The sequence below is a fragment of the Rhodococcus sp. 4CII genome (genome assembly GCF_014256275.1).
In the GTDB taxonomy this organism is placed as follows: domain Bacteria; phylum Actinomycetota; class Actinomycetes; order Mycobacteriales; family Mycobacteriaceae; genus Rhodococcus_F; species Rhodococcus_F wratislaviensis_A.
The window spans coordinates 4,610,191-4,633,494 of record NZ_JACCFE010000002.1 but is presented as its reverse complement, the minus strand read 5'-3'; the positions used below and the strand labels follow the sequence as shown (position 1 = coordinate 4,633,494).

The following is a 23,304-nucleotide window of genomic DNA, read 5'->3' as shown; positions in this document are numbered from 1 at the left end:
CTCTCCGTCGTATGTGATCACGCCTACCTACCGATTCGCTTGCGATACAGGTCGTAGAAGTGTCGGATCTTGGTTTCCTGATACGCGCCGAACGTCACTCCCGGTTTGTTCTCCACGAGAGTGTGCAGGCCCTTCTGGACCCATCCGACGTTGTATTCGTCCTGGAAGAAGACCCTCGCCAGCGTCCCCAACTCGTCTGCGTCGACGAAGGTCTCGTCCAATCCCATCCGGCGGACCTTGGCCGGCGCCGGACGCTCTCCCTGGAATGGCGACAGAACCAGGCACTCCATGATGCAGGTCTCGGGGTCGTCACCATTGGGTTTGAAGCGGTAGCACGTCCGGTTGTACGCACCCCACGGATGGAAGTTCGGGAACACCGTGTAGAAGAACGTATCGACGCATTCGGTGTCCGACAGCCTCTGCGCCTGGTCGCCGAGCATGTCACCCATGGCCTTGCGGGTGGCGTCGGCGATGACGGTGCGGGCGCGGACGTCATCAGGGAGGGTCTTGATCGGTGCGTCCTCGAGGCCGAGGCCCATCATCGAGTCGAAGATTTCCTGCTCCGTTGGTTGCACGGTGAGGTGCGGACTCGGCGTGCCTCGGGGCGTGATCGCGCGACTGACGTTGTCCCAGTAGTCGTATTGGGAGTTCGCGTCGCCGATGCCCTGCAGCAGCTGCGGGTGGGTGGTGACGACGTGAAACGACTCCATGAAAGCTTCCTGCGCCACCTTCCAGTTGCACGGGAGAACCTTCTCCACGTGCGCCTGCGTGTAACGATTCTCGAAGTCCCAGCGCTCGAACTGCGCCGGTAGCTCACCGAGGTAGTCCAGAAGCGGTTCGGCGTCCGGATCCATGTTGATGAATACGAATCCGCCCCACGTGTCCACCCGGACCTCGGGGAGCCCGAATTTCTCCGGCTCGATCTGCGGAAAGTCCCACTGCGCGGGGACGTGCGCGAGCGAGCCGTCCAGTGCCCAGCAGAACCCGTGGAACTGGCAGCGGAGTTCGCGGACGGTGCCGGGCTCCTCGCGAAGTTGCCGTCCCCGATGGAGGCAGGCGTTGTAGTATCCCTTGATCTCGTGGGGACCGGTGCGCACCAGAAGAATCGAGATGCCTGCAATATCGTAGATCTCGGTGTCTCCGACGTGAGGAATGAGCTCCTCACGGCAGGCGAACTGCCACGTCTTGCGCCAGATCTTCTCCTTCTCCAGTTCGTGAATCTCCGGTGAGAAGTAGAAGTACGCTGGAATGTCCGCGGTCCCCAGATCGTGCGGGGACTCCATCTTCAGGAAGCCGGGAACACACTGGGTGTCCGCGGCGAGGAGGTCGTGGTAGCTCACGCCGGGCGAGCGGTCTGTGCGGGTGCGCGGTTCGAGATCGGTCATTGTCTGGATCACACCTTTTCTGCAGGCGGGGTCGGGGTGGATGCATGGCTTCTCCCGAAACCCGAAGCGTGTCGGGACACCACTGCCTTCTCATGTGTGCCGACCCATCGGCACATCTCCGGATCCGCGGTTCGGATCTCGCCGGAGATCCAGACGCCGTAGCGGTCGAAAACACCTGTCTTACCGCCCTTGTCCACCTCGACTCGTGCGTCGGGCAGTGCGGAGTAAACGTGACCGTTGAGCGGGTGCCGAAGCTTGAAAACCATGGTTACACCACCTTGCGGAAGATCAGCGGAAGGGCCTTCAATCCATGAGTACGACTTACGGCCCGAGATTACTCTAACGATAGAACATTGACAAGAAGAGTGTTTTGGCGGAGCGCTGCGTACATCCTGGCGCCGTTTTCCGCCACCCGGGCCACAACTGTTACCCTAGATACTCTAGGGCTCGATCTTCATTGATTTGAGCATTGGTGCGTGCCCTGGGACAGATGCGACGAATGGAGTACGACGGTGGCACAGAAAGTTGCGAGGAAGAGTGCACGCAATGCCGAACTGACGGAAGCCGAGAAGCTCGATCCCATGCAGTGGATCAAGTTCTACTGGCAGCAGCAGGTCGACGACGACCCGTATCCGTTCTTGGCGATGAGTTCAGTCCTACGCCTCCACCAGCTCATGACGTCGGTACTGGAGCAAGAGCTGAAGAAGGGTTTCGAGATGAGCCTGACGGACTACCTCATGCTCAAGACCCTCCAGCTCAGCGACACCGGCACCCGCCTACTCAGTCGGGTGGCGTGGCACCTCTTGGTTCACGCGACGACCGTGACGATTGCGACGGACCGCCTGGAGGCCCGCGGGCTCCTGACCCGGCAGCCGCACCCCAAGGACCGCCGCGCCACCCTCGTCACCATCACGAGCGAGGGCCGCGCACTGGTGGACGAGGCCACCGCTGCGCTGGGCAAGGCGGATTTCGGTCTTCCCGGACTCACTCCAGACCAGGCGGAGGCACTGGTGGGGATCGTGGCTCCGATCCGGAAGGCCGCCGGAGACCTCGACCGCGCCCACTGACCCAGAGTTTCTTCGGAGCGGACGCGGGGCCGACCCGCTCCGGCCGAGCCCTGGCGGCTCGAGCGGACCCGGCCGGCCCGAGGATGTCAGCGCCTGGCGGGTGCGGATTCGTTGTCTCGGTCCCAGTACGGTGCGCGTAGCGCACGCTTGTTGATCTTTCCCACCGCGCTGCGGTGCAGCGTCTCGACGAACTCGACGGATCGAGGACATTTGTAGTGGGAGAGCCGCTCGCGGCAGTAGGCGAGGATGTCGGTCTCGGTGACGGAGGGATCGCGTCGTACGACGAGCGCGAGAAGTTGCTCCCCCATCTGCTCGTCCGGGATTCCGATGCACGCTACTTCGACGACCCCGGGTTGTGTTGCCAGCACTTGCTCGGATTCCGCGGGATAGATGTTCACACCACCCGAGACCACCATGTCCGAGAAGCGGTCCGTGATGTAGACGTACCCGTCCGCGTCCTGATGGCCGATCTCTCCCAGCGTGAACAGACCCGGCTCGAGATGCGCGTCCGCATTCGATGCGTTGTGGTAGACGACCCCGCGACCTGTGGCATCGCGAAAGTACAGCCGGCCGGTAACCCCTGCGGGCACCGGCTTTCCGTCGGCGTCGACGACAACCGCTTCGAACGGTGAGACGGGCCTTCCGACGGACCCCCGGTGCTCCAGCCATTCGCCGGCACTGATGCGGCACACGGTTCCGACCTCGCTGGCGCCGTAGCTTTCCCACACGACCGGCCCCCACCAGTCGATGATCGCCGCCTTGACGTCGGTAGGGCATTTCGCCCCGACCTGCTGGACGAAGCGCAGTGAATCCAGGTCGTATTTGCTCCGCACGTCCTCCGGAAGCGCGAGAATTCGCTGGAAGTGCGTCGGCACCATGATCGAGGAACCGATCCGGTCCCTCTCGATCGCCTCGAGCACGCTCTCCGGGTCGAATTTGGGCAGTACCGTCACCGGCACGCCGGCAAGGAACAATCTGGTCCCGACCAAAGGGCCGCTGTGATAGAGCGGACCGACAACCAGGTGGCGCCCCTGCTCGACCAGTGAGTTCTTGCGGAGACGGTCGAGGTGTTCGGTGATATCGGCACCACCGGCGAAGGCCGTCGGCGGCAGTTCGGTCCCCTTGGGCCGGCCGGTCGTGCCCGAGGTGTATACGAGGGACGGCAGGGGCGCCAGGTCGGTCCTGGGCTGGACGTCCGATGCGGCGTCGAGCCAGTCGTCCCATCGATGGACGCCTGGGTCGGCCGATTCCCCGACGTCGCCCCACACGATGATGGTCGATACTCCGGATACCGCGGCTGCGGCACGACCACGATCGAGTGTGCTCGCGTCGACGAATGCAACAGAGGCACCCGAGTCCTCGAAGATGTAGGCCGCTTCGTCGGCGGTCAGATGGAAATTGACCGGCACGGCCGAGGCGCCGGCGAGGGTAATTCCTCCGTACGCGAGGACCGCTTCGGTGGAATTCCCGCCGAAGACCGCCACCCGCCGCAGCGTGCCGAGATCGAGTGCGTTCAGACCGTTCGCGATCCGTCGCAGAACCGCACCGGCCTCCTCCCACGTCACCTCGGTGCCCTCGCAGCGCAGAGCCGCCTGTGCCCCACCATCCTCCGCATCGCGCGAAGCAATCGTCATCAGCGCACTCCTTTTGCAAACCGTTGGGAACGGCGCCACGCCGGGAACAGACACCGGCGCGGGGCCAGCACTTACTCTAATAAACAACTATCGAGGAAGCAACGTAGTAGGCTACGATCAAGTCGCACCGAGTCCGAGTGCACACGACACGTCATCGACGTCACGGCTCGCGCACTTCCCGCGTGAGAGGTCCCGATGGCCGAATCCTCGTCGAGTCGAAAGGCTGAAATGACGGACTACAAAACTGTGAAACTGTCGAGAGACGGTCACGTGGGCGAACTGCAACTGTGCCGTCCCGACGTACTCAATCGCTTCGACGGCGCCCTGCTCGACGAACTGGGCGAGGCGCTGAGCGAACTCGGCCGGGATCGCGACGTTCGCGCCGTAGTTCTCACGTCGACCGGACGACACTTCTCCGCCGGGGGCGACACCGAGGCGATGCTCGCCGCCAACGACGATCTGCGGGTTCTGATGGAGCAGGTCGACGACGGCCGCCAACTCTTCCGGACTTTCGCCGACTTCCCGAAGCCGCTGGTCGTCGCCCTGCACGGGCACGTGTTCGGTGTGGCGACCAGCTTGGTCCTGACCGCCGACGCCATCGTCTCCACCCCGTCGGTGCAGCTGTCGGATCCCCACGTCCACCTCGGGCTCGTACCGGGAGACGGGGGCTGCGTGACCTGGCCGGCCAACCTGCCCATGGTCCGCGCGAAGCGGCATCTGCTCTGGGGCGAACCGCTCCTCGCCGAGGACGCGTACAAGCTGGGCATGGTCACCGAACTCGTCGACGATCCCGAGGAGGTGGCCCCGCTGGCGCGATCGCTCGCCGCAAAGGTCGCCGAACTTCCCCCGGCTGCAGTTCAACTCACGAAACGGGCTCTCAACAAGGGTATGCACGCGCGCATCGACGAGGTCTTCGACACCGCCTTCTACCTCGAAGCCATCAGCGCGTCCACCGAGGATCTACGTGAAGCAGTGAGCGCCTTCAAGGAAAAGAGGCCAGGATCATGGCAGGGACGATGACGGGAATCGACAGCGCGGAGCGCACGTCGCTCGAGGAGGTGTGGGGCACCGAAGTGCGCCCCTCCGAGTATGCGGGCCACCCCGGACTGCTCTACGAGCCGCATCCGCGGTCCTTCGCCGAACTTCTACTCAGCACAGAGCGGTGGAACGACCGGACGTATCTGGTGCAGGGCGAACGCCGCATCACCTTCGAACGGTTCTCTCGATCGATACCGCTCGCCTGTAAGTACTTCCACAATCGCGGAATCCGCGAAGGCGATCGCGTCATGCTGCTCGCCTACAACAGCCCTGACTGGGTCCTCGCATTGTGGTCGCTGTGGATGATCGGCGCGGTTCCGGTGCTCGGCAACCGGTGGTGGAGCCCCCATGAGATCGAGAACGCCGTCGACGTCGCGGCCCCGAGGTGTGTCGTCACCGACATGCCACGGTTGCCGGACTCGGTCACCATTCCTACGGTGTCCGTGGACGATCTGCGCCGATTCTTCGACACCGACCTTCCGGAACCGGCCGCCCGTCCTCGGGACGATTCGGCGCCGCGGGGAGACGAGGATGCAGCGGCTCTCATCCTCTTCACGTCCGGCAGTTCGGGTATGCCCAAGGCCGTCGAACTGTCACTGCGCTCCGTCGTCGCCAATCAGCACAACCTGCTGCTGCGCTCGCGGCGACTGCCCCAGCAGGTTTCCATCGACGCACCGCAGGCATCCACTCTGGTCTGCACTCCCCTGTTTCACATCGGCGGGATATCCAACCTCGTCACACAGTTGATCAACGGCGGAAAGATCGTCCTCAACGAGGGCAAATTCGACCCACAGCAGGTGCTCACACTGATCGAACAGGAGCAGGTCCAGAGCTGGGGCGGTGTTCCCACGATGGCGAGCCGCGTCCTCGAGCACCCCGACTTCGACTCGTTCGATCTGTCGAGCTTGCGGTCCTGGCCGCTCGGCGGCGCCCCGGTCACCCCCGGACTCCTCGAGCGGATGCAGCGAAAGCTCCCCCAGCTTCGCGAGCGCGGGCTCGGAAACACCTGGGGCATGACCGAATCGGGCGGATTCCTCACCGTCGCAGGGAACCGCGATCTCGAACGGTACCCCGGAACCGTAGGTCGCCCCTATTCCGTTGTGGAACTGCAGATTCTCGGGCCCGACGAGCGGGGAATCGGCGAGATTCTCGTCCGCTCGCCCACGGTGATGCTCGGTTACATCGGGATCGACGACGACACAGTCGACTCCGAGGGCTGGCTCCATACCGGCGATCTCGGGCACATCAACGAGAAGGGCTACCTCTTCCTCGACGGCCGCAGCAAGGACATCGTCATCCGCGGCGGCGAGAACATCGCCTGCGCCCATGTCGAGGCCGCACTCGCCGCCCACCCCGATGTCACCGAAGTCGCGGCGATCGGTCTCCCGCACGCCGATCTCGGAGAAGAGCTGGCCGCCGTTGTCGTCTTCCGGGCGGGTAGTACCCCGCCCACCCCCGGCGAACTGCGCGAATTCCTCACGGGCACCCTGGCGTACTTCGCGATTCCGACGAGGTGGCAGTTCCGAGACGCACCCCTTCCCACGCTGGCCGGCGAGAAAGTCGACAAGAAGACCCTCGTCGCCCAGTTCCCGACCGACAACGACGAGCGAGGCTGAATTACCGTGGTCCGTCTGACACCGCCCGACGAATACTTCAACCATCAGGTCTCCTACCCCCATGCGATGGTGGGCTCCAGCGACCCGAGCTGGCGCGAACGGTACTGGATCAGCATCCAGGATGTCGAGAACAAGGAGGTCGTTCTCAGCATCGGAATCGGGCAGTACCCGAACCAGGATGTCCAAGAGGCATTCGTGGCGCTGTCCTGCAAGGGCAAGCAGCACAATCTCCGGCTTTCGAGGGCGCTTGCACCCGACAGTCACATCATGAAGGTGGGTCCGCTGACCATCGAGGTAGTCGAGCCGCTCGCGGAGTTGCGCCTCACGCTGGAGCCGAATCCGTCCGGCATCGAGTTCGACATCACGTGGTCCGGACGTATGGAACCCACGCTCGAGGGGCGGCATTTTCAGGTCAGTCGATCGAAGGTCACGTACGATGCGGTCCGCTATGTGCAGGTGGGGCGTGCCGCCGGCACCCTGACCGCACCGGACTACGCGGCCACCCTGACACCGGAAACGTGGTGGGGTGAGCGCGATCATTCGTGGGGAACTCGGCCGCTTCCCCGTGCGCAGGGTGCGCCTCCCGGGGAACGCCCCGAGTGGAAGATGCTGATGTTCTGCCCACTCCAGCTACCCGACTTCGGTCTCCACTTCTACTACTACGAGGCGGAACCGGGACGGCCCGTTCACCTTTCGGCCGCATTCTCCAAGCCGATCGGCGCGCCGGAAGGCGAGCCGGAGGTCTTGATCGTCGGTGTCGACCACGATCTGCAATGGGTGGACGGGGCACCGGCTGCCACCCTCGCCGGCGGTCGCATCACCCTCACACTGGACAGCGGTGAGAAGCTCGACTTCGATCTGACGGCACATCCCGGCCGGGCACATCTGCGCGGCGGCGGCTATGAAGGCTGGAACGGTTGGTACCAGGGCCACTGGAAGGGTGAGAACAGCCTCGAACACGACGTCTGGGACCTGAACGACAGAGACAATTTCTACCGCTACGCGAAGGCGGGCAGCGACCATCTCGTGGAGGTCCGGCACAACGGCCAGGTCGGATACGGGGTCATGGAGTACATGGTGCTCCCCGGCTATGCGCGCTATCCGGAGGCCATCCCCCCGAAGCCCGAGAATGCGAAGGCACGCGATGAGTAGCGCAGTGTCCAGCCGGGAGCTGACGACAACCGAGCTGACCGAGGCGTTGCGCGCGTTCCTCGGCCGGAATCTTCCTCCCGGTGCGGATCCCGAGATCGAAGCACTGTACCGGGCCGGGACCGGCAGCTCACGCGAAAACTGGCCGTTCGATGCGACGTGGCTCGAATCCGGTGAAAGATCAACGCACCGGCTCTTGATGCGGCGTGATCCGCAGAGCGCGGTAGTCGACACGGCCAGAAGCGCGGAGTTCCACCTCCTCGAAGCCCTGGAAGCGACGTCGATTCCGGCACCGCGGGTTCGCTGGCTCGACGACGAGGGCGTCGACCTGGCGCGACCGACCATGATCGGCGACCGCTACGACGGCAGCGCACACCGCGGAGTCCTGCGTGACAAGAACCCCCTGCGACTGTCGTCCGAGCAGCGGCTCGCGCTCGCCCACGACATGTGCGACGTGCTGGGGCGACTCCACTCGGTCGATATCGACGCGCTGGGGTTGCGGGACATCCTGGACGTACCGGATTGCTCCCCGGCGGAGCACGAAGTCGAACGATGGATCGGTGAACTCACCGGCAACGAACTCGAACCGCAGCCGGGTCTGCGCCTGTGTGCCGAATGGCTGAGGGACCACATTCCCGCGTCGCCGGACCGGCTCGTTCTCGTACACGGCGACTTCCGGCCGGCGAACGTTCTGGTGGACGACGGCAAGTTCGGAGTTCTCCTCGACTGGGAGCTCGCCCGTCTCGGTGATCCCTTGGACGATCTCGGGTGGTACACGACGCCGTTGTACCGAGGCGAGCACTTCGTGCCCGGGCAGTGGACCCAGGAGGACTTCCTCGCTCGATATGCCGCTGCCACCGGTCGCGACGTCGCACCGGGGGCCCTCACGTTCTGGCAGGTGCTGTCCACGTTCCGACTCGCGGTCATAGCCCTCAACGGAGTCCGCAATTTCTGCGAGCTGGGATCGGACCGACCGTCGGCACCCGTCGATTCACTGATTGCGAAAGTCGTCGACCAGGTACTCGCCGCGGAGAAAGGCTGAATGATGCGCCCCGCACCACAGGAGATCATTTCCGGGATCTCACGGATCCTGAAGGACACGATCGAACCCCAGCTGACCGACGAGCACGCGCTCAATCGACTTCGCGAAATCAGATCGGTTCTTGCACAGGTCGATTGGAACGACGCGTCGATCAAGCTGGGTCGAGACACCGACGCAGTGGCTGCGTTGCTCCACGACTGGAGCGCGTGGGCCGATGCCGACGAGACACGCTCGGCCGCCTTCGCCCCGCAGCGGACGCAGATCGCCGAGCTCCTCGCGTCGTCGGATGAAACGTTGCGCTACGAGGACTTCGCCGAACTCGAGGCCCGGCACGCACAGTACGAACGAGTGGTGGTCGACGTGTCGAGTGCCACGTCGCAGTGGTCCCGCGACGTTAACCACACGGACGCGGCCGCGCCCATCCTGCAGCGCCTGCGCGAGCACTACTCCAGTCAGCGCGGCTGATGTCGCCGATCGATGTAAGTCAGCCCCAGCACGCGGTGCAGGACGCCGCCACTCTCGCCGAGGTGTTCCGCCACACCGTGGAGACGTGCTCGCAGGACGTCGCGTTGAAGTGCGCCGCCAGCGGGCGGTCCTTGACGTGGGCGGAGTACGGGCACGAGGCCGCCGCCCTCGCTGATGGATTCACGTCGATGGGTATGCGCGCCGGCGATCACGTCGTACTGATGCTGAGCAACCGGGCCGACTTCTACCTGGTCGACACGGCGCTGATGCTGATACGGGGCATCCCGGTGTCGGTATACAACTCCCCATCGATCGAGCGGCTCAGCTATATCTGGAGGCATTGCAGTCCAGTAGCGGTCATCGTCGAGGACGACGTACAGCTCGAACGTGCGCGGGCGGCCGCAGCGGAAAGTGGTCACCACCCGCGTCTGGTCGCGGTCGAGGAGGTACCGCCCGGCGACGACCTCGTCATGCTCGCCGACCTGGCGGCGACGTCCCCCACCGACCTCGCCGAATTGGCCGGGCACGCTCGCCCGGGCGACACCGCCACCATGCTCTATACCTCCGGTACGACCGGCGACCCGAAGGGCGTACCGCTGACGCACCGGAGTCTGCTGTTCGCCGCCCGCACGCTGACCGAGCGGATGGGCATCAGCCTGCGCGGCCGCCGCCAGCTCTCGTACCTGCCGATGGCGCATATCGGAGAGCGACTGGCTACGCACTACGTGCACATGCTCGAAGGGAGCGAGGTCACGTGCTGTGCACGACTCGAATCCTTCCCCGATGTGCTGGCAGAAACCCAGCCCCACATGCTGTTCGGCGCACCGCGGATGTGGGAGAAGCTGTACACCCGGGTTCAGGACCTTGCGGTAACTGGGCCCGATGAATCCCTGCACCGTCACCTGGAAACGATCGGCCTCGGGCACATCGACATCGCGATCGTGGGTTCGGCGCCACTCCCACGACACATCCAGGAGTTCTGGCATTCCGCCGGGATACCCCTGGCCGATTGCTACGGTCAGAGCGAAACATGCGGCGTCGGTACGTGGGATCCGCACGACCTCGTCCTCGGGACCTGCGGCAAGCCCTTCGACGGCGTGGAGGTCGCGATCTCCGATCTCGGCGAGATCCTGGTTCGGAGCGACGCCGTGTTCTCCGGCTACTACCGCGATTCGGCCCGGACCCGGATGGTCCTCGACTCCGATGGCTGGTTTCACACGAGCGACCTGGGATCACTCGACCCGAACGACAATCTCACGGTGCGGGGCCGCGTGGACGATCTGCTGGTGCCGACGTCCGGCCACAATGTCAGTCCCGCTCCGATCGAGGCCCGGTTGCTGCAGATCCCGCTGGTGAGCCACGCCGTGCTCTGCGGCAGCGGCAAACCCTTCATCACCGCTCTGCTCGTCCTCGATTCGGAGGCCGTCGCGAAGTGGGCGGCCGACCGGGGGTGGGCGGAGCGCTCTCCGGCGACCCTGGCGACGGATCCGGAATTGCGATCGGCTGTCAGCCGTCACATCGACGACATCAACACCAGTCTTCCCGGGGCGGAGAGGATCAAGTCCTTCGCGTTACTTCCCGGCGGGGAGACCGAATGGACGCCTGATACTCCTCTGATGACCGCGACCGGAAAGATCCGTCGCGCCCAAGTCCTGCAGCGGTATGCCGAGATCATCGAATCGATGTATCCATAGCGGTATTGCGCAGCTTCTCCCCTACGGCATTCCGCGCGTAGGGGAGAAGCTTTGCGCCACCCGGCCAATGGTCGAAACCGGGCCCCACCCAGAGGGTGGGTATCGTGGAGGATCGCCCCACGACTTCTCAGGAGCGGCGTCGACGGCTTCCGCCCGCCGGCGCCGCTATCTTCTAGCCGACGAGTTCAGCCGCCGCTTCGCGGCGTGCCCGCCACACCGACATGTCGCAGTAGTCGCGAACCACGGCGATGGAACCGTCGACGTCCAACTCGACGACACCGACACACTCGATGGGCACCTCACGTCCCGAGAACCAGAACCGGTCCACTCGCTCGAGCCACACGCGGCGACCATCGACGGTGGCAGTCACGATGTCCCACTGCACCTTGTCGGAGGCACCGAGGATCTTCATGAAGGTATCCGCGATGGCCGCACGACCGCGCGCGGGTTCCTGGGGAACCGCGAAATAGTATTCGCCGTCCCGCGTAAAGCACTCGGCGGCAGCGGTGGCATCTCGTTGATGCACTGCGTCGAGGAAGGCCTGCACCGCAATCGGCAGTGTCATGATGCGGCTACCGACCGGGCCGCGTGCGCGGCCTCTTCGCCGGCGATTCGGCCGAAACCGCACGCATTCGCCAGCGAATTGCCACTGCCCATATATGTTTCGCCGAGAATTCCGCCCGTGCATTCACCGGCCGCAAACACCCCGTCGATGACGGCACCATCGTGTCGCAGTACCCGAGCCTTCTCATCGATCCGGAGGCCGCACGACGTCACGTTGACGGTAGCCGGACGCACCTCGACGGCGTAGAAGGGCGGCGTACTCAGTGACAGCAGGAACTTTCCTGCCTTGCCGAAGTCGGTGTCCTCCCCGTGCGCGGCAAGGGTGTTGTACCGCTGCACTTCGCCTTCGAGGGTTTCGGCGGGCACCCCGATTGCCTCCGCGAGGGCGGGCAGGTCGCGAGCCGACTTCGCCTTACCTGTTGCGACGTTCTCGTCGACAAGGTCTGCCGTGTAGTTCTTGGGACGGAACGGCGGGTGGTTCGGCCACACCTGCTTGTAACAATCCCGGTACCGGTCCGCCGACTCTGCCGGCGGGCGCAGGGCTGCGTCGTCGAAAACGACGAACGCGCGGTTGCCCCTCGCACGAACCAACGTATCGAGAATTCCGTACGGCGCGGTCTCGTCGCAGAACCGGCGGCCCGACGGATCCAGAAGGACCGTCCATCCGGGCAGAAATGCCTCGTTGAGCTTGGCGAAGTGGGGGTCGAGTGTGCGGAGCCCCCGGTCGAATCCGGTGAGCTGGGCGCCGAGTTGGTCGGCGAAGTCGATCGCATCACCACGTGACCCGTCGGCACCGATGTACCACGTCCAGTCGGCCGTCCAGGACGACGGAAAATACTTCTGCAGCAATTCCGGGTTGGCACCGAAACCGCCCGTCGCGATGACGACGGCGTCCGCGGTGATCGTCTCACCTTCGGCGATCACTCCGGTCACCGTGTCGCCGTCCGTGAGCAGTTGGTCGACCCGGTGCCCCAGCGCGATATCGACTCCCGCGCCCCGGCATGCCGCTGCTAGTGCATTGACGAGCGATTGCCCTCCTCCGTCGACGCAGTGCGAACGCGGTTTGCGTTCGTCGCCGCCGAAGATCAGGCGATCGAAGAACGTCACACCCCTCTCTGCCAACCAGTCGATCGTCTCGCCGCTCCGCGCGGTCAGTCGCTTGACCGGGCCTGCTGCCACATCCCAGTGGTTGAGTGACATGTACTCCTTGAACAGATCCGACGGGTCGTCGTCGATGCCCGCCTTCTGTTGGAGTTGACTGCCACTTCCCATGACGACGCCGCCAGCCAGCCGTGACGAGCCGCCGACGACCCCTGTCGCCTCGCTGATCAACACCCGTGTGCATCCCTGCTCGACCGCTGAAAGCGCTGCGGCGAGACCCGCCGCGCCGGCGCCGATGACGACGACGTCGAAATCCGATTCGGACACTGTCATGCTCCTTGCGCTCAAACTGCACGTATACCGAGGTCGAGACCCCGCAGGTGCGGGGTTTCGTTCAAACTGACGAGGGTGCGACGAGTACGGCCGGCTCGAATGCGGGCGAACCCGGTGTATCCCGGTTCGTGGATCGTCAGTCTGCTTGCTCCGATGAGCCCGCCGACGAAGGCGTTTGCGACGCCGCCGTGCGACACGACGAGAACCTGCTCGCCTGGGTGGGCCTCGATGATCCGATCGAACTCCGCGGTGACCCGTTTCCTGAAGCTGGGGACATCGGTTCCCCAGGCGGTGAGATCGTCGCGGAGAAACGCCTCGTAGCGGGGGTCGTTGTTGACACGAAGATCCTCGAAATGCAGATACTCGGTGGCGTCGCGATCGAACTCGGCGAGATCCGACCTCACAACCGGCGTCAGGCCCGCCGCCCTTCCGATGACGGCCGCCGTTTCGGCCGCACGGATGAGCGGGGACGTATAGATCGCGGCGACATCTTCTGTGGCGAGATAGTCGGCGACTCGGGTGGCCTGCTCACGCCCTCGATCGCTCAGACCCGGGTTCGCCCGCGCCGGCCCCTCCGCGTTCCGATCCGGTTCGGCGTGGCGGACGAGTACCAACTCCACCGCATTCTCCCTCTCAACGTTGTGTAGACGTGTGACCGCACTCTTGCCCAGCAACTTCAGAGTAGCGATTATCCATCCATAGATGTTCTATCATTAGAGTAATGGATGCACTCTGGGGTGTCCACCGCCCCATGGTTGTGTTCTCAATAGTCTATTGGCAGATTATCTTTGTGACGTGGTCCATACCCGGAAGCGCGGCGTGGACGTCACTTCCCTTACGCAACAGGAGCATCATGAGCACCCTCGACGGGCAGTGGTTGGCCGATACACCTCCGAGCAAGCGGTTCCCGATCTATACGAGGTCCAACATCTCCGAGGTATTCCCGGACGTGGTCACACCGCTGGCCGCCACCGGCGAGGTGTGGCGCGGCGCCGAACACGGATGGCGCAACGGGCTTATTCGCTTCGGAGCGTTCGACAAGGACGAGTTCGACAGCGAGCACGACGAGATGATCGGCATCTTCGGCGGCTACGGCTACCTCAACGTGTCGGTTTCCCGGGTCATGGGCGTCCGCATGCCCGGCAGCAACCCCGACCTCGTCGACCAGTCCTACTTCGGCAGCCAGCCCGGCGTCCCGCCGTACGATCCGCGTCCCGAGGACGTCAATACGGAGCTGACCGCACGGATGGGCGAGGTCATCACGTGGGCGATGACAGCCGACGGACTTCCCGAACTCGAGGAGTACCGCACCCGTGCCGCCGACCTGCGCCGCGATCGACCCGACCTCGGCGATTGACCAACGAACAGCTTGCCGAGCGCGCGCTGGGCATTCAGGAATCCCTGTTCCTGCCGTGGGTGAGCGATCACTTCTTCCTCATCTACGTCGCGTCCATCCCGGTGGGCGGGCTCGCGGCGCTGACCGCCGAATTGGGCGTACCGGAGCTACTGACACCCCTGATCAGTGGATTCGGTGACGTCGACTCCGCTGCACCCTCGATCGCAATGTGGGACCTAGGTCGAGTTGCGCGCGCGTCCGACTCAGTGCGAGCCCTCTTCGTCGGCGGCGTCAAAGGGCTGGACAGCCGCCTCCGACCCCGAGGTAGAAACCTTCGTCAAGCAGTTCGACGAGTTCCTCTACGAGTTCGGGTCGCGTGGGGTCAACGAGTGGGAGATGAACACCCCCACGTGGCAGACGCACCCGGACATTGCCCTGGGGGCGATCGACCGAATGCGAATCGCCGACGAGAGTAAAGCACCACGAGCGAACCTCGCTCGCATGGCCGAAGACCGCAGGAAAGCCATCGACACGGTCCAGAGCAAGATCGCCCGCAACGATGCGGCGACGGCCGCAGTTTCAGGCCCTGTTGCATACCGCCGAGATTTTCCTTCCCGCGCGTGAACGGAGCAAGACCTCCCTGGTGAGCATGATCGGCGAGGTGAAGGTGCCTTTCCGCGAACTCGGACTGCGCCTCGCGAAGGATGGGCACCTCGACCGCCCCGAAGACTTCGCACTCGTCACCCGGCAAGAATTCGAAGACTTCGTCGCGAACCCGGGGTCCTACACACAGACCATCCGAGACCGTCGAGCACGGATGGACGCGATGACCGCGCTGGTTCCCCCGTTCATCGTCATCGGGGAACCGCCGCCACCAGTACGTGGGAACGGCGCGATTCGCAGGGGCAGACAGTTGCCACCGATGGCACCGTGCTGCAGGGCGTCGCTGCCTGCGCAGGCACAGCAACCGGACCGGCCCGCGTCATCCATGATCCGAGCCAGGCCGATGAGCTGGAACCGGGCGAGATCCTCGTCGCCCCCGGCACCGATCCGTCGTGGACCCCGCTGTTCGTTTCGTCGGCAGCAGTCGTCGTGGATGTCGGCGCGCCGATGAGTCACGCAGCTATCGTCAGTCGGGAACTAGGGATTCCGTGCCTCGTGTCCTGCACTGACGCCACCTGGCGAATCACCAACGGAACGATCATCACGGTAGACGGTGCGGCAGGGACCGTGACGATCGGACACTGACCGGCCGTGGCAGAACCGGCGGTCCGTGCAGCAGGCATTGCCGATGATGCACGGACCACTTCGGCTCGAGATCAGTACATTCCGAGGCAGACGGTCATGGTTCGGCGAGCCCAGTCACGCTCGGCGCACTGGTCGGAACAGTACAGACTGCCGATTCGTCTCGAACAGAACAAGTCTCGACCACAGTAGCCGCAGAACAGTCTGCGAACAGCGCGCCTCGCACGTACCGTGAACAGAAAATCCGCGACGAGGCGACGAACTCCGACACAAAACGTGAGGCGCATCCCGACTCTCCCGTGGCGACAACAACCGAACATAGCTCTGATGTTTCATCTTCCGATACTCGAATGCAAGAGTACTTTGATGAACAATCGGTGCCCGCATCCAGAGAAGAGGACATACTCGTGACCGAGGAATTGACGATGTTAGAGCGTCTCACCGCTATCGAGGACATCAAACAATTGAAAGCCCGCTACTTCAGGTTGCTGGATCAGCACAAGTGGGACGACTTCGCCGAACTGTTCAGCAGCACATTGGTCGTCGAAATCGCAGAGTCGACCAGTGGCCCCAAGGACCGCGACTCGTTCGTCGCATCGGTCCGAGCACATCTCGACAATGCGGTGACCGTGCACCAGGGCCACACACCAGAGATCACGATCATCGATGCCGATCGCGCGTCGGGGATCTGGGCGATGTTCGATCTCGTCGAACCACCAGCAGGCAGCAAATTTCCGATGCTGACCGGGTACGGTCACTATCTCGAAGACTATGTCCGGGTGAACGGAGAGTGGCGGATATCCCGCCTGGAACTCACCCGGATCAAGCGCACTACCGCGCCAGGGTCGTCCTCGTAGAAGCGCCACTCCCCGGGAGCAAATTCAGCATCGGCGCGGACATGCCCTCGGAACAGCCCGCGCCCATGCTCTAATCGCCGATCCGCATCCCCGTTTCCGGATGGAACAGGTGCACCGCCCCGTCGCGCTTGCGCAGTGACACGGTGTCGGCGAGTCTCGCCGGGGTGCGGGTCAGCGACCGGGCGACGAGTTGGGTGCCGTCACCGGCGATGTGGGTGTGCACGTAGGATTCGCTGCCGAGTTCCTCGACCAGGTCGACGATCACCTCGATGCCGCCCTCCCCTGTCGACAACTCCAGTTGCTCGGGGCGCACGCCGACCGTCACGGTCTGCAGACCGGCGGAGCTCAGCGCCGACAGCTGGCCGCGTTCGAGTGGGAGCGTCGAGTTCCCGAGGCGCACGCCGTCGCTGACGATCGGCATGGTCAGCAGATTCATCGCGGGCGAACCGATGAACCCGGCCACGAACGCGTTGGTCGGCTTGTCGTACAGCTCGGTGGGTGCCGAGAACTGCTGCAGCTTCCCGTGCTTGAGGACGGCCACCCGGTCGCCCATGGTCATGGCCTCGACCTGGTCGTGGGTGACGTAGACGGTGGTGGTACCGAGTCGGCGCTGCAGCGCCGCGATCTGGGTGCGGGTCTGGACGCGCAGTTTCGCGTCGAGGTTCGACAGCGGCTCGTCCATGCAGAACACCTGCGGCTCGCGCACGATCGCGCGGCCCATCGCGACGCGCTGACGCTGACCGCCGGACAGCTTGCCGGGTTTGCGGTCGAGGTAGTCGGTGAGGTCGAGCAGCTTTGCCGCCTCGGCGACCTTCCGTTTACGTTCCTCCACACCGACTCCCCGCATCTTCAGCGCGAATCCCATGTTCTCGCCCACCGTCTTGTTGGGGTAGAGGGCGTAGTTCTGGAACACCATCGCGATGTCGCGGTCCTTCGACGGCACTCCCACCATGTCCTTGCCGTTGATGGTGATGGTGCCCTCGTCGATGTCCTCGAGGCCGGCGAGCATCCGCAGGGCGGTGCTCTTGCCGGAACCGGAGGGGCCGACGAGGACGATGAACTCGCCGTCCTCGATCTGCAGGTCGAGCGAATCGACCGCCAGCGTATCGGCGTTCTCGTAGATGCAGGATGCGCCCTTGTACGCGATGTCAGCCATGATTGCTCCTCTGATGGGTGCCGAAGTCGGGGGAAGTGATTGCCGGGGTGATCATTTGATCGCGCCGAAGGACAGGCCGCGGACGAGTTTGTTCTGCGCGACCCAACCGGCCAGGATGACCGGGAGCGCCGCCAGCGTGGCGGCGGCGGAAAGCCGGGCCCAGTACAGACCCTCACCGGTGATGAAGCCGACGAGGAACACCGGAACCGTCTGCGCCTGCACGGCGGTGAGGTTGACCGCGAAGAAGAATTCGTTCCACGAGAAGATCACGCAGATCAGCGCGGTGGCCGCGATGCCGGGTGAGACGAGCGGGAGAATCACCTCACGCACCGACGTCCACAGGCTCGCGCCGTCCATACTCGCGGCCTCGAGCAGTTCACCCGGCACCTCGAGGAAGAACGAGCGCATCATCCACACCGCGATGGGGACGTTCATCGCCGTGTACAGGATGACCAGCGCCCAGATGTTGTCGAGCAGACCGATGTCGTTGACGATCACGTACAGCGGGATGATCGCGGCCACGATCGGGAGCATCTTGGTGCTGATGAAGAAGAACAGGGCGTCCTTCGTCTTCCGTACCGGACGCAGCGACAGCGCGAACGCCGCCGGCACACCGAGCACCAACACGAGGATGGTCGACATGGCGGTCGCGAACGCCGAATTCAGCAGCGCCGTGCCGACTCCGCTGTCGAGAACGGCCTTGAACTGGTCGAGCGTCGGGGTGAAGAACAGCTTCGGCGGACTCGTGTAGGCGTCGCCCTCCTGCTTGAACGCGGTGAGCACCATCCAGGCCACCGGGAAGAAGAACCCGAGCGCCACGATCCAGGCCACCACACTCCACGGGCTGAACTTGCGGTGCTTGCGTGCCCGCTTCGTCTCCGGGACGGCGGGGGTGGACTCCACCGGGGCCGCCGCAGTGTCGGTAGTCATCACGCTGCCTCCTCGTTACCGGTAAAGCTCTTGAAGATCAGGCGCAACGCCAGGGTAGCGACGATCATCGTCGCGATCACGACGATGACGCCCATCGCGGCGGCCTGCCCGATGTCGAAACCGAGGAATGCGCGCTGGTAGATGTAGAAGGGAAGGTTCGCACTGGCGGTGCCGGGCCCACCCTGGGTCATCATGTAGATGGCGTCGAACGTGTTGATCAGGTAGATCGCGCCCAGCACCGCACCGAGTTCGATGAACCGGCGCAGATGCGGGAGCGTCAGTTCCCGGAACATCGCGAACGGCTTGGCGCCGTCCACCCGCGCCGCCTCGAGGATGTCGCGCGGCATCGACTGCAGGCCGGCCAGGATCAGCAGCATCATGAACGGCGTCCACTGCCACACCAGGTTCACCATGACCGCGGGGAGCGGAAACTTGCTGACCCAGTCGACCTGTCCCACCCCGAACGGGGAGAGCACGAAGTTGACGATGCCGAACACCGGGTCGAACATCGTCGTCTTCCACAGCAGCGCACCGGCGACGGGCGTCACGAGGAACGGGGTGATGAGGAGGGTGCGGACGATGCCGCGGCCCAGGAAGGCGCGGTCGAGCAACAGCGCGAGCAGCAGACCCAGCACCACCGAGATCAGCACGGTTCCGACGATCAGGATCACCGTGTTGACCGCGACCTCACGGAACTGGCTGTCCTTGAACACGTCCACGTAGTTCTGCAGGCCGACGAAGGCCTGCGAACCCGGCCGCACCAGGTTCCAGGACTGCGTCGAGTAGTACAGCGTGAACAGGAACGGGATCTGGGTCACCACGATCATGAAGATCAGCGCGGGCAGCAACGGCCCCCGTCGACGCCATCCCTCGGCCCGGGAAACGCTGTCGTCCTTGGCCTCCCGCAGTTGCCGCACCCGGTCGGCAGTGCCGTCCGCGGTGGGTTTCTCGGCGATGGTTGTCATCGGGACTCACGGGCGGATACCCAATCCTCCGAGGCAGGAAGGCCGCTCGTGCACATGCGGGGTGTGCGGCGTAGGTACATGTCGGTGCTCCTGATTACTGTTGTGCTGTGGAAGAAATCGTGCGATACAGCTACCGGCTCCGGCCCGGCGCGCAGGCACAGCGTGCGCTCGAGTCCGAGTGGCACCGGTGCCGGTACTTGTGGAACGAGGCGGTGCAGCAACAGAAATCCGGCCGCAGGCCAACGTTCGCCAGGCTCGGAAAGCTGCTTACCGATGCCCGCAGCCGCAATGGATGGTTGTGTGAGGGCGCGCAAGTCCCTCAACAGCAGACGCTGCGGACATACGCGCAATCGCTGGAGCATTCGTTCACGGTGAAGGGTCGCGGGCGACCGACGTTCAAGGCGCGCCGAAACTCGCTCCCAACACTCGAGTACACGTCCCGAGGATTCACACTTCGTGACGGTCGACTGTGCCTGGCCAAGGGTATCGTTGTACCGATTGTCTGGTCTCGGGAACTGCCTTCCGAGCCTACAAGCGTCCGCGTGCACCGAAATTCGCTCGGTCATTGGTACGCCTCGTTCGTAGTGCGGCGCGACACCACCCCCGTCCCCGCCATTGTTGAGGATAGTGGCATCGGAATCGACTGGGGTGTATCCGTTACCGCCACGACCACGAACTCGGCGTTCGACTTGCCATATCTCGGACATCGCAAGCGTTGTTCCGCAGAGCTTGGCAGGGCCCAGCGGACGATGGCGCGGCGCCACAGCGGCACGCGTGGTCCTCAGTCCAACGGGTACCAACGCGCCCGCAGGAAAGCCGCCAAGTTGCAGAAGAAGGCCGCCAGGCAAGCTCGGCACGATTCGAGGGTTTGGGCCAAGGGAGTCGTCGACAGCCATCACCTGATCGCCGTCGAGGACTTCTGACCCAAATTTTTTACAAGGTCCAACGTGGCCCGTAAGGCCGCGGATGCGGCGATCGGTGCCGCGAAGCGGGAACTGATCGAACGTGCTGTGCGGACCGGCCGGAGTGTGGTGTTGGTACAGCCCGCGTACACGACGATGACGTGTTCGAGTTGTTTCGCGAGAGCCAAGCAACGACTCGGGCTCGCGGAACGAGTCTTTTTGTGCCAGCAGTGTGGATTCAGCGACTGCCGGGACAGGAACGCTGCCAGGGTGATTCTGGCTGTGGCAGAGCGGGGCCACACTCGTGTTGACGACGTCAGACATGTGCATTCCTCCTTCGGGTCGGATGTGTGTGCTCTCTGAGCGTGAAATCCCATGCCGTCAGGCAAGGGAACCGCTAACGTTCCTCCCGGTAGGTCGCGCCGACCACCTCTGCGTATTGCTGTGCCTGGGCGAGCGCCTCGGGCACGGTCTGCTGTCCGGCGATCGCCGCGCTGATCTGCTGGCTGACGCGGGTTCCGAGGTCCTGGAACTCCGGGATCGCCAGGAACTGCACGCCGGTGTACGGAACCGGTTGCACGGTGGGTGCATCCGGGGTCGCGTTCTCGATCGCCTCGAGCGTGAGCGGTCCGTAGGCGGCCGAGGCTTCCTTGTACTCGGGAATCTCGTACGTCGACAACCGGCTTCCCGGAGGCACCCGCTCCCAGCCCAGGTCCTCGCCGACCGTGCGTATGTATTGCTTGTCGGTCATCCACGAGATGAACTTCCACGCCGCATCGGGATTCTCGCTGCTCTCGGGGATTCCCAGCGACCAGCTGTACAGCCAGCCGGAGTTGTCCTTCACCTCGATCGGGGCGGGCGCGTAGCCGATCTTGCCGACCACGGCGCTCGACGTCGGATCCTCCAGCGTGGACACGGCGGACGTCGAGTCGTACCACATGGCGACATGGCCCTGCGACAACTGTGTGGCGCATTCACCGAATCCGCTCGTCGCGGCGCCGGGCTCACCGTGCTCGCGCACGAGGTCGACGTAGAACTGCACGGCCCGTTCGACCTCGGGACTGGTGAGCTGGGCGTTCCAGTTCTCGTCGTACCACCGGCCGCCGAACGTGTTGATGACGGTGTCCAGCGGGGCGAGCAGCTCACCCCAGCCCGGCTTGCCGCGCAGGCAGATTCCCGCCATGTCGTCGCTGTCGAGCTGCTTCGCAGCGGCGGCGACCTCGGCCCAGGTCGGCTTCTCCGACAGGGTGATTCCGGCCTGCTCGAACAGGTCCTTGCGGTACATCAGGAACGAAGACTCACCGTAGAACGGCACCGAGTACATGTTCCCCTCGTACGACAGGGACTCCCGCAGGCTCGGAATGAAGTCGGCCTCGTCGTACCCCTCGGTGGCCTGCGCGTACTGCGACAGATTCTTCAGCCAGCCGTACTTGGCCCACTGCGGGGTCTCGTAGTTGCTGATCATCACGACGTCGAATTCGCCGCCGCCCGTCGCGGTCGACGCGGTGATCTTCGCGCGAGCCTCGTTCTCGGACAACGTGACGAACTTCAGGTCGATGTCCGGGTTCTCCTCCTCGAACTGCGAGGCGAGCTTGCGGGCGTCCTGCATCTGCGAATTGGAGACCATCGCGATGGTGATGGTCTGATCCGACGCTCCCAGCGATCCGGCGCCCGCGCATCCGCTGAGCGTGAGGCACAGCGCTCCCGCGCCTGCCACCAGCATCGTTGCCGGTTTTCTGTGTTTCTTCACCGATCTTCACCTCTCTTGCGTGGTGCTACTGATCGAGCAGCCAACGCGCGCATTCGATGTCGCAGACCAGCATCTTGGCCAGTCCGCCGTGGAGGGCACCCAGTGCCGCGTGGTGTTTGGCGACGCCACCCGTGACGAGGATCGATCCCTCGCACGCGCGGATGTCGTCGAGCGGAACGGACATGGCCCGTTCATCGAGCGGGCCGGCGACCTCGGTGCCGTCGAGCCGATAGAAGCGGCCACCGACCTCGCCAACCGCGCCGAGGCCGGTGAGCACGGACAGCATGTCCGTGTCGATGAAGCTGCCCTCGAACAGGGTGGTCGACGTGGAGACGGCGCCCGTGCCGAACATCATCATCTCCGCGGTGCGGCCGGCCTCGAGGGCCTTCGAGATGACCGAGTCGCCCCGCATGGATACCACGGTCGACGCGTCGGCGTACAGCGGAACGGGGAGACGAACAGTGTTGGCCTGCAGTTGTTCTGCGCATCTCCCGAGGACGTACTCGGTTCCGGTCTGGTAGTTGATGGCACTCACCGAGCCGTCGAGTTGCACGACGGACGCGCACGTGGCTGCCCCGGACGGCAACCCCTGCGCGACGGCGACCGTTTCGGGCCCCCATGTGAAGCCGAGGGTGTCGCCCTCACGGATCCGGCGGACCAGCAGGGACGCGGCGGCACGTCCGACCCCGGCGAAGCTGTTGTGGTCGTCGATCGATCCCGCGGCGTCGACGGAGTCGGCGACCACCACCGCCTCGACGAGTCCGTACTTCTCCTCGAGCGCACGCTCCTCGTCCGAGCGCAGCGCGTCGCGCAAATGCGCGGGGGCCTGCACCTCGATGCGCACCAGGCCCTGGGCGCGGGCGCGGGCCACCAGCCTGCCCGCCGTCGGGCGGGAGACACCGAGGCGCGTGGCGACCTCGGCCTGAGTCATTCCGTCCAGGTAATACAGCGTTGCCGCGCGCAACGCCAGGCGCAGATCCTCCGTGGTGGACGGCGGTGGCGCCGCGATGAGGGACGGCGTCGGGGCCGTCGGATTGGGGGACGTCACTGGTTCTCCTCGCCATGATCCCGAGCC

The 23,304-nt window shown here is 64.5% G+C and carries 24 protein-coding genes; 13 read left to right on the top strand and 11 right to left on the bottom strand.

Translation table 11 applies throughout. The features are described from left to right. Nucleotides 1-23: 23 nt before the first annotated feature. Nucleotides 24-1,385: an SRPBCC family protein gene (locus tag H0B43_RS22135; protein WP_213015217.1), complete on the bottom strand. Its 1,362-nt coding sequence runs from the start codon at nucleotides 1,383-1,385 to the stop codon at nucleotides 24-26. A 512-nt stretch (nucleotides 1,386-1,897) separates the two neighbouring features. On the opposite strand from H0B43_RS22135, the gene H0B43_RS22130 reads away from it, so the two are divergent. Next, entirely contained in the window at nucleotides 1,898-2,452 is a 555-nt protein-coding gene (locus tag H0B43_RS22130) for a MarR family winged helix-turn-helix transcriptional regulator (RefSeq protein WP_185725991.1), read from the top strand. Nucleotides 2,453-2,538: 86 nt separating this feature from the next. Here H0B43_RS22130 and H0B43_RS22125 read toward each other — a convergent pair whose 3' ends face one another. Next, complete coding sequence (locus H0B43_RS22125; RefSeq protein WP_185725992.1) at nucleotides 2,539-4,086, bottom strand: AMP-binding protein; 1,548 nt, start codon at nucleotides 4,084-4,086, stop codon at nucleotides 2,539-2,541. 246 nt (nucleotides 4,087-4,332) lie between these two features. Between H0B43_RS22125 and H0B43_RS22120 the strand changes: the two genes are divergently transcribed. Genes H0B43_RS22120 through H0B43_RS22095 form a run of 6 tightly spaced genes read left to right on the top strand, consistent with a single transcriptional unit; the run spans nucleotide 4,333 to nucleotide 11,090 of the window. Then, a complete protein-coding gene (locus H0B43_RS22120; protein ID WP_312033674.1) occupies nucleotides 4,333-5,106 on the top strand; it encodes an enoyl-CoA hydratase/isomerase family protein in 774 nt (257 codons plus the stop codon). Further along, complete coding sequence (locus tag H0B43_RS22115; RefSeq protein WP_252189733.1) at nucleotides 5,091-6,740, top strand: class I adenylate-forming enzyme family protein; 1,650 nt, start codon at nucleotides 5,091-5,093, stop codon at nucleotides 6,738-6,740. Before H0B43_RS22120 ends, H0B43_RS22115 begins: the two co-directional genes overlap by 16 nt. Nucleotides 6,741-6,746: 6 nt before the next feature. Beyond that, nucleotides 6,747-7,892, top strand: coding sequence for a hypothetical protein (locus tag H0B43_RS22110; RefSeq protein ID WP_185725994.1), 1,146 nt, complete (start codon nucleotides 6,747-6,749; stop codon nucleotides 7,890-7,892). After that, on the top strand, nucleotides 7,885-8,931 hold the full coding sequence (locus tag H0B43_RS22105; protein ID WP_213015216.1) for a phosphotransferase family protein: 1,047 nt from the start codon (nucleotides 7,885-7,887) through the stop codon (nucleotides 8,929-8,931). Before H0B43_RS22110 ends, H0B43_RS22105 begins: the two co-directional genes overlap by 8 nt. Continuing rightward, nucleotides 8,932-9,396 (top strand): hypothetical protein, encoded by a 465-nt coding sequence (locus H0B43_RS22100; protein WP_252189734.1) that lies wholly within the window; start codon nucleotides 8,932-8,934, stop codon nucleotides 9,394-9,396. It abuts the gene before it with no gap. Then, complete coding sequence (locus H0B43_RS22095) at nucleotides 9,396-11,090, top strand: long-chain fatty acid--CoA ligase (RefSeq protein ID WP_185725995.1); 1,695 nt, start codon at nucleotides 9,396-9,398, stop codon at nucleotides 11,088-11,090. The genes H0B43_RS22100 and H0B43_RS22095 overlap by 1 nt, the downstream gene beginning before the upstream one ends. A 172-nt stretch (nucleotides 11,091-11,262) precedes the next feature. Here H0B43_RS22095 and H0B43_RS22090 read toward each other — a convergent pair whose 3' ends face one another. The 3 genes from H0B43_RS22090 to H0B43_RS22080 are packed head-to-tail and all read right to left on the bottom strand — an operon-like array spanning nucleotide 11,263 to nucleotide 13,708. Continuing rightward, nucleotides 11,263-11,655, bottom strand: coding sequence for a nuclear transport factor 2 family protein (locus tag H0B43_RS22090; RefSeq protein ID WP_185725996.1), 393 nt, complete (start codon nucleotides 11,653-11,655; stop codon nucleotides 11,263-11,265). Further along, nucleotides 11,652-13,088: an FAD-dependent oxidoreductase gene (locus tag H0B43_RS22085; RefSeq protein WP_185725997.1), complete on the bottom strand. Its 1,437-nt coding sequence runs from the start codon at nucleotides 13,086-13,088 to the stop codon at nucleotides 11,652-11,654. Before H0B43_RS22085 ends, H0B43_RS22090 begins: the two co-directional genes overlap by 4 nt. A gap of 11 nt (nucleotides 13,089-13,099) precedes the next feature. After that, nucleotides 13,100-13,708 (bottom strand): histidine phosphatase family protein, encoded by a 609-nt coding sequence (locus H0B43_RS22080; protein ID WP_185725998.1) that lies wholly within the window; start codon nucleotides 13,706-13,708, stop codon nucleotides 13,100-13,102. Between the two features lie 233 nt (nucleotides 13,709-13,941). Between H0B43_RS22080 and H0B43_RS41725 the strand changes: the two genes are divergently transcribed. Beyond that, on the top strand, nucleotides 13,942-14,445 hold the full coding sequence (locus H0B43_RS41725) for a hypothetical protein (RefSeq protein WP_252189735.1): 504 nt from the start codon (nucleotides 13,942-13,944) through the stop codon (nucleotides 14,443-14,445). 225 nt (nucleotides 14,446-14,670) lie between these two features. Further along, complete coding sequence (locus H0B43_RS41720; RefSeq protein ID WP_252189736.1) at nucleotides 14,671-15,048, top strand: hypothetical protein; 378 nt, start codon at nucleotides 14,671-14,673, stop codon at nucleotides 15,046-15,048. A gap of 159 nt (nucleotides 15,049-15,207) precedes the next feature. Here H0B43_RS41720 and H0B43_RS41715 read toward each other — a convergent pair whose 3' ends face one another. Further along, nucleotides 15,208-15,543 (bottom strand): hypothetical protein, encoded by a 336-nt coding sequence (locus H0B43_RS41715; RefSeq protein ID WP_252190299.1) that lies wholly within the window; start codon nucleotides 15,541-15,543, stop codon nucleotides 15,208-15,210. Here H0B43_RS41715 and H0B43_RS41710 point away from each other — a divergent pair. Further along, nucleotides 15,436-15,672, top strand: a complete 237-nt coding sequence (locus H0B43_RS41710) for a PEP-utilizing enzyme (RefSeq protein ID WP_312037647.1) — start codon at nucleotides 15,436-15,438, stop codon at nucleotides 15,670-15,672. The genes H0B43_RS41715 and H0B43_RS41710 overlap by 108 nt on opposite strands. 404 nt (nucleotides 15,673-16,076) lie before the next feature. Continuing rightward, a complete protein-coding gene (locus tag H0B43_RS22070) occupies nucleotides 16,077-16,526 on the top strand; it encodes a nuclear transport factor 2 family protein (protein ID WP_185725999.1) in 450 nt (149 codons plus the stop codon). A gap of 70 nt (nucleotides 16,527-16,596) precedes the next feature. Here H0B43_RS22070 and H0B43_RS22065 read toward each other — a convergent pair whose 3' ends face one another. Genes H0B43_RS22065 through H0B43_RS22055 form a run of 3 tightly spaced genes read right to left on the bottom strand, consistent with a single transcriptional unit; the run spans nucleotide 16,597 to nucleotide 19,577 of the window. Beyond that, nucleotides 16,597-17,682, bottom strand: a complete 1,086-nt coding sequence (locus tag H0B43_RS22065) for an ABC transporter ATP-binding protein (protein WP_185726000.1) — start codon at nucleotides 17,680-17,682, stop codon at nucleotides 16,597-16,599. A 51-nt stretch (nucleotides 17,683-17,733) separates the two neighbouring features. Further along, nucleotides 17,734-18,612 carry a carbohydrate ABC transporter permease gene (locus tag H0B43_RS22060; protein WP_185726001.1) on the bottom strand — a complete coding sequence of 293 codons (879 nt, stop codon included), beginning with the start codon at nucleotides 18,610-18,612 and terminating at the stop codon, nucleotides 17,734-17,736. Next, nucleotides 18,612-19,577 (bottom strand): carbohydrate ABC transporter permease, encoded by a 966-nt coding sequence (locus tag H0B43_RS22055; protein ID WP_185726002.1) that lies wholly within the window; start codon nucleotides 19,575-19,577, stop codon nucleotides 18,612-18,614. Before H0B43_RS22055 ends, H0B43_RS22060 begins: the two co-directional genes overlap by 1 nt. Before the next feature lie 107 nt (nucleotides 19,578-19,684). Here H0B43_RS22055 and H0B43_RS41705 point away from each other — a divergent pair, with 107 nt between their 5' ends. Then, entirely contained in the window at nucleotides 19,685-20,500 is an 816-nt protein-coding gene (locus H0B43_RS41705) for a transposase (RefSeq protein ID WP_312033675.1), read from the top strand. Nucleotides 20,501-20,524: 24 nt separating this feature from the next. Beyond that, nucleotides 20,525-20,842 carry a transposase gene (locus tag H0B43_RS41700; RefSeq protein WP_312033676.1) on the top strand — a complete coding sequence of 106 codons (318 nt, stop codon included), beginning with the start codon at nucleotides 20,525-20,527 and terminating at the stop codon, nucleotides 20,840-20,842. Between the two features lie 34 nt (nucleotides 20,843-20,876). Here the strand turns inward: H0B43_RS41700 and H0B43_RS22045 are convergent, their stop codons facing one another. After that, entirely contained in the window at nucleotides 20,877-22,202 is a 1,326-nt protein-coding gene (locus H0B43_RS22045) for a sugar ABC transporter substrate-binding protein (RefSeq protein ID WP_185729847.1), read from the bottom strand. A 52-nt stretch (nucleotides 22,203-22,254) separates the two neighbouring features. Continuing rightward, a complete protein-coding gene (locus H0B43_RS22040) occupies nucleotides 22,255-23,277 on the bottom strand; it encodes a sugar-binding transcriptional regulator (RefSeq protein WP_185726003.1) in 1,023 nt (340 codons plus the stop codon). Between the last annotated feature and the right edge of the window lie 27 nt (nucleotides 23,278-23,304).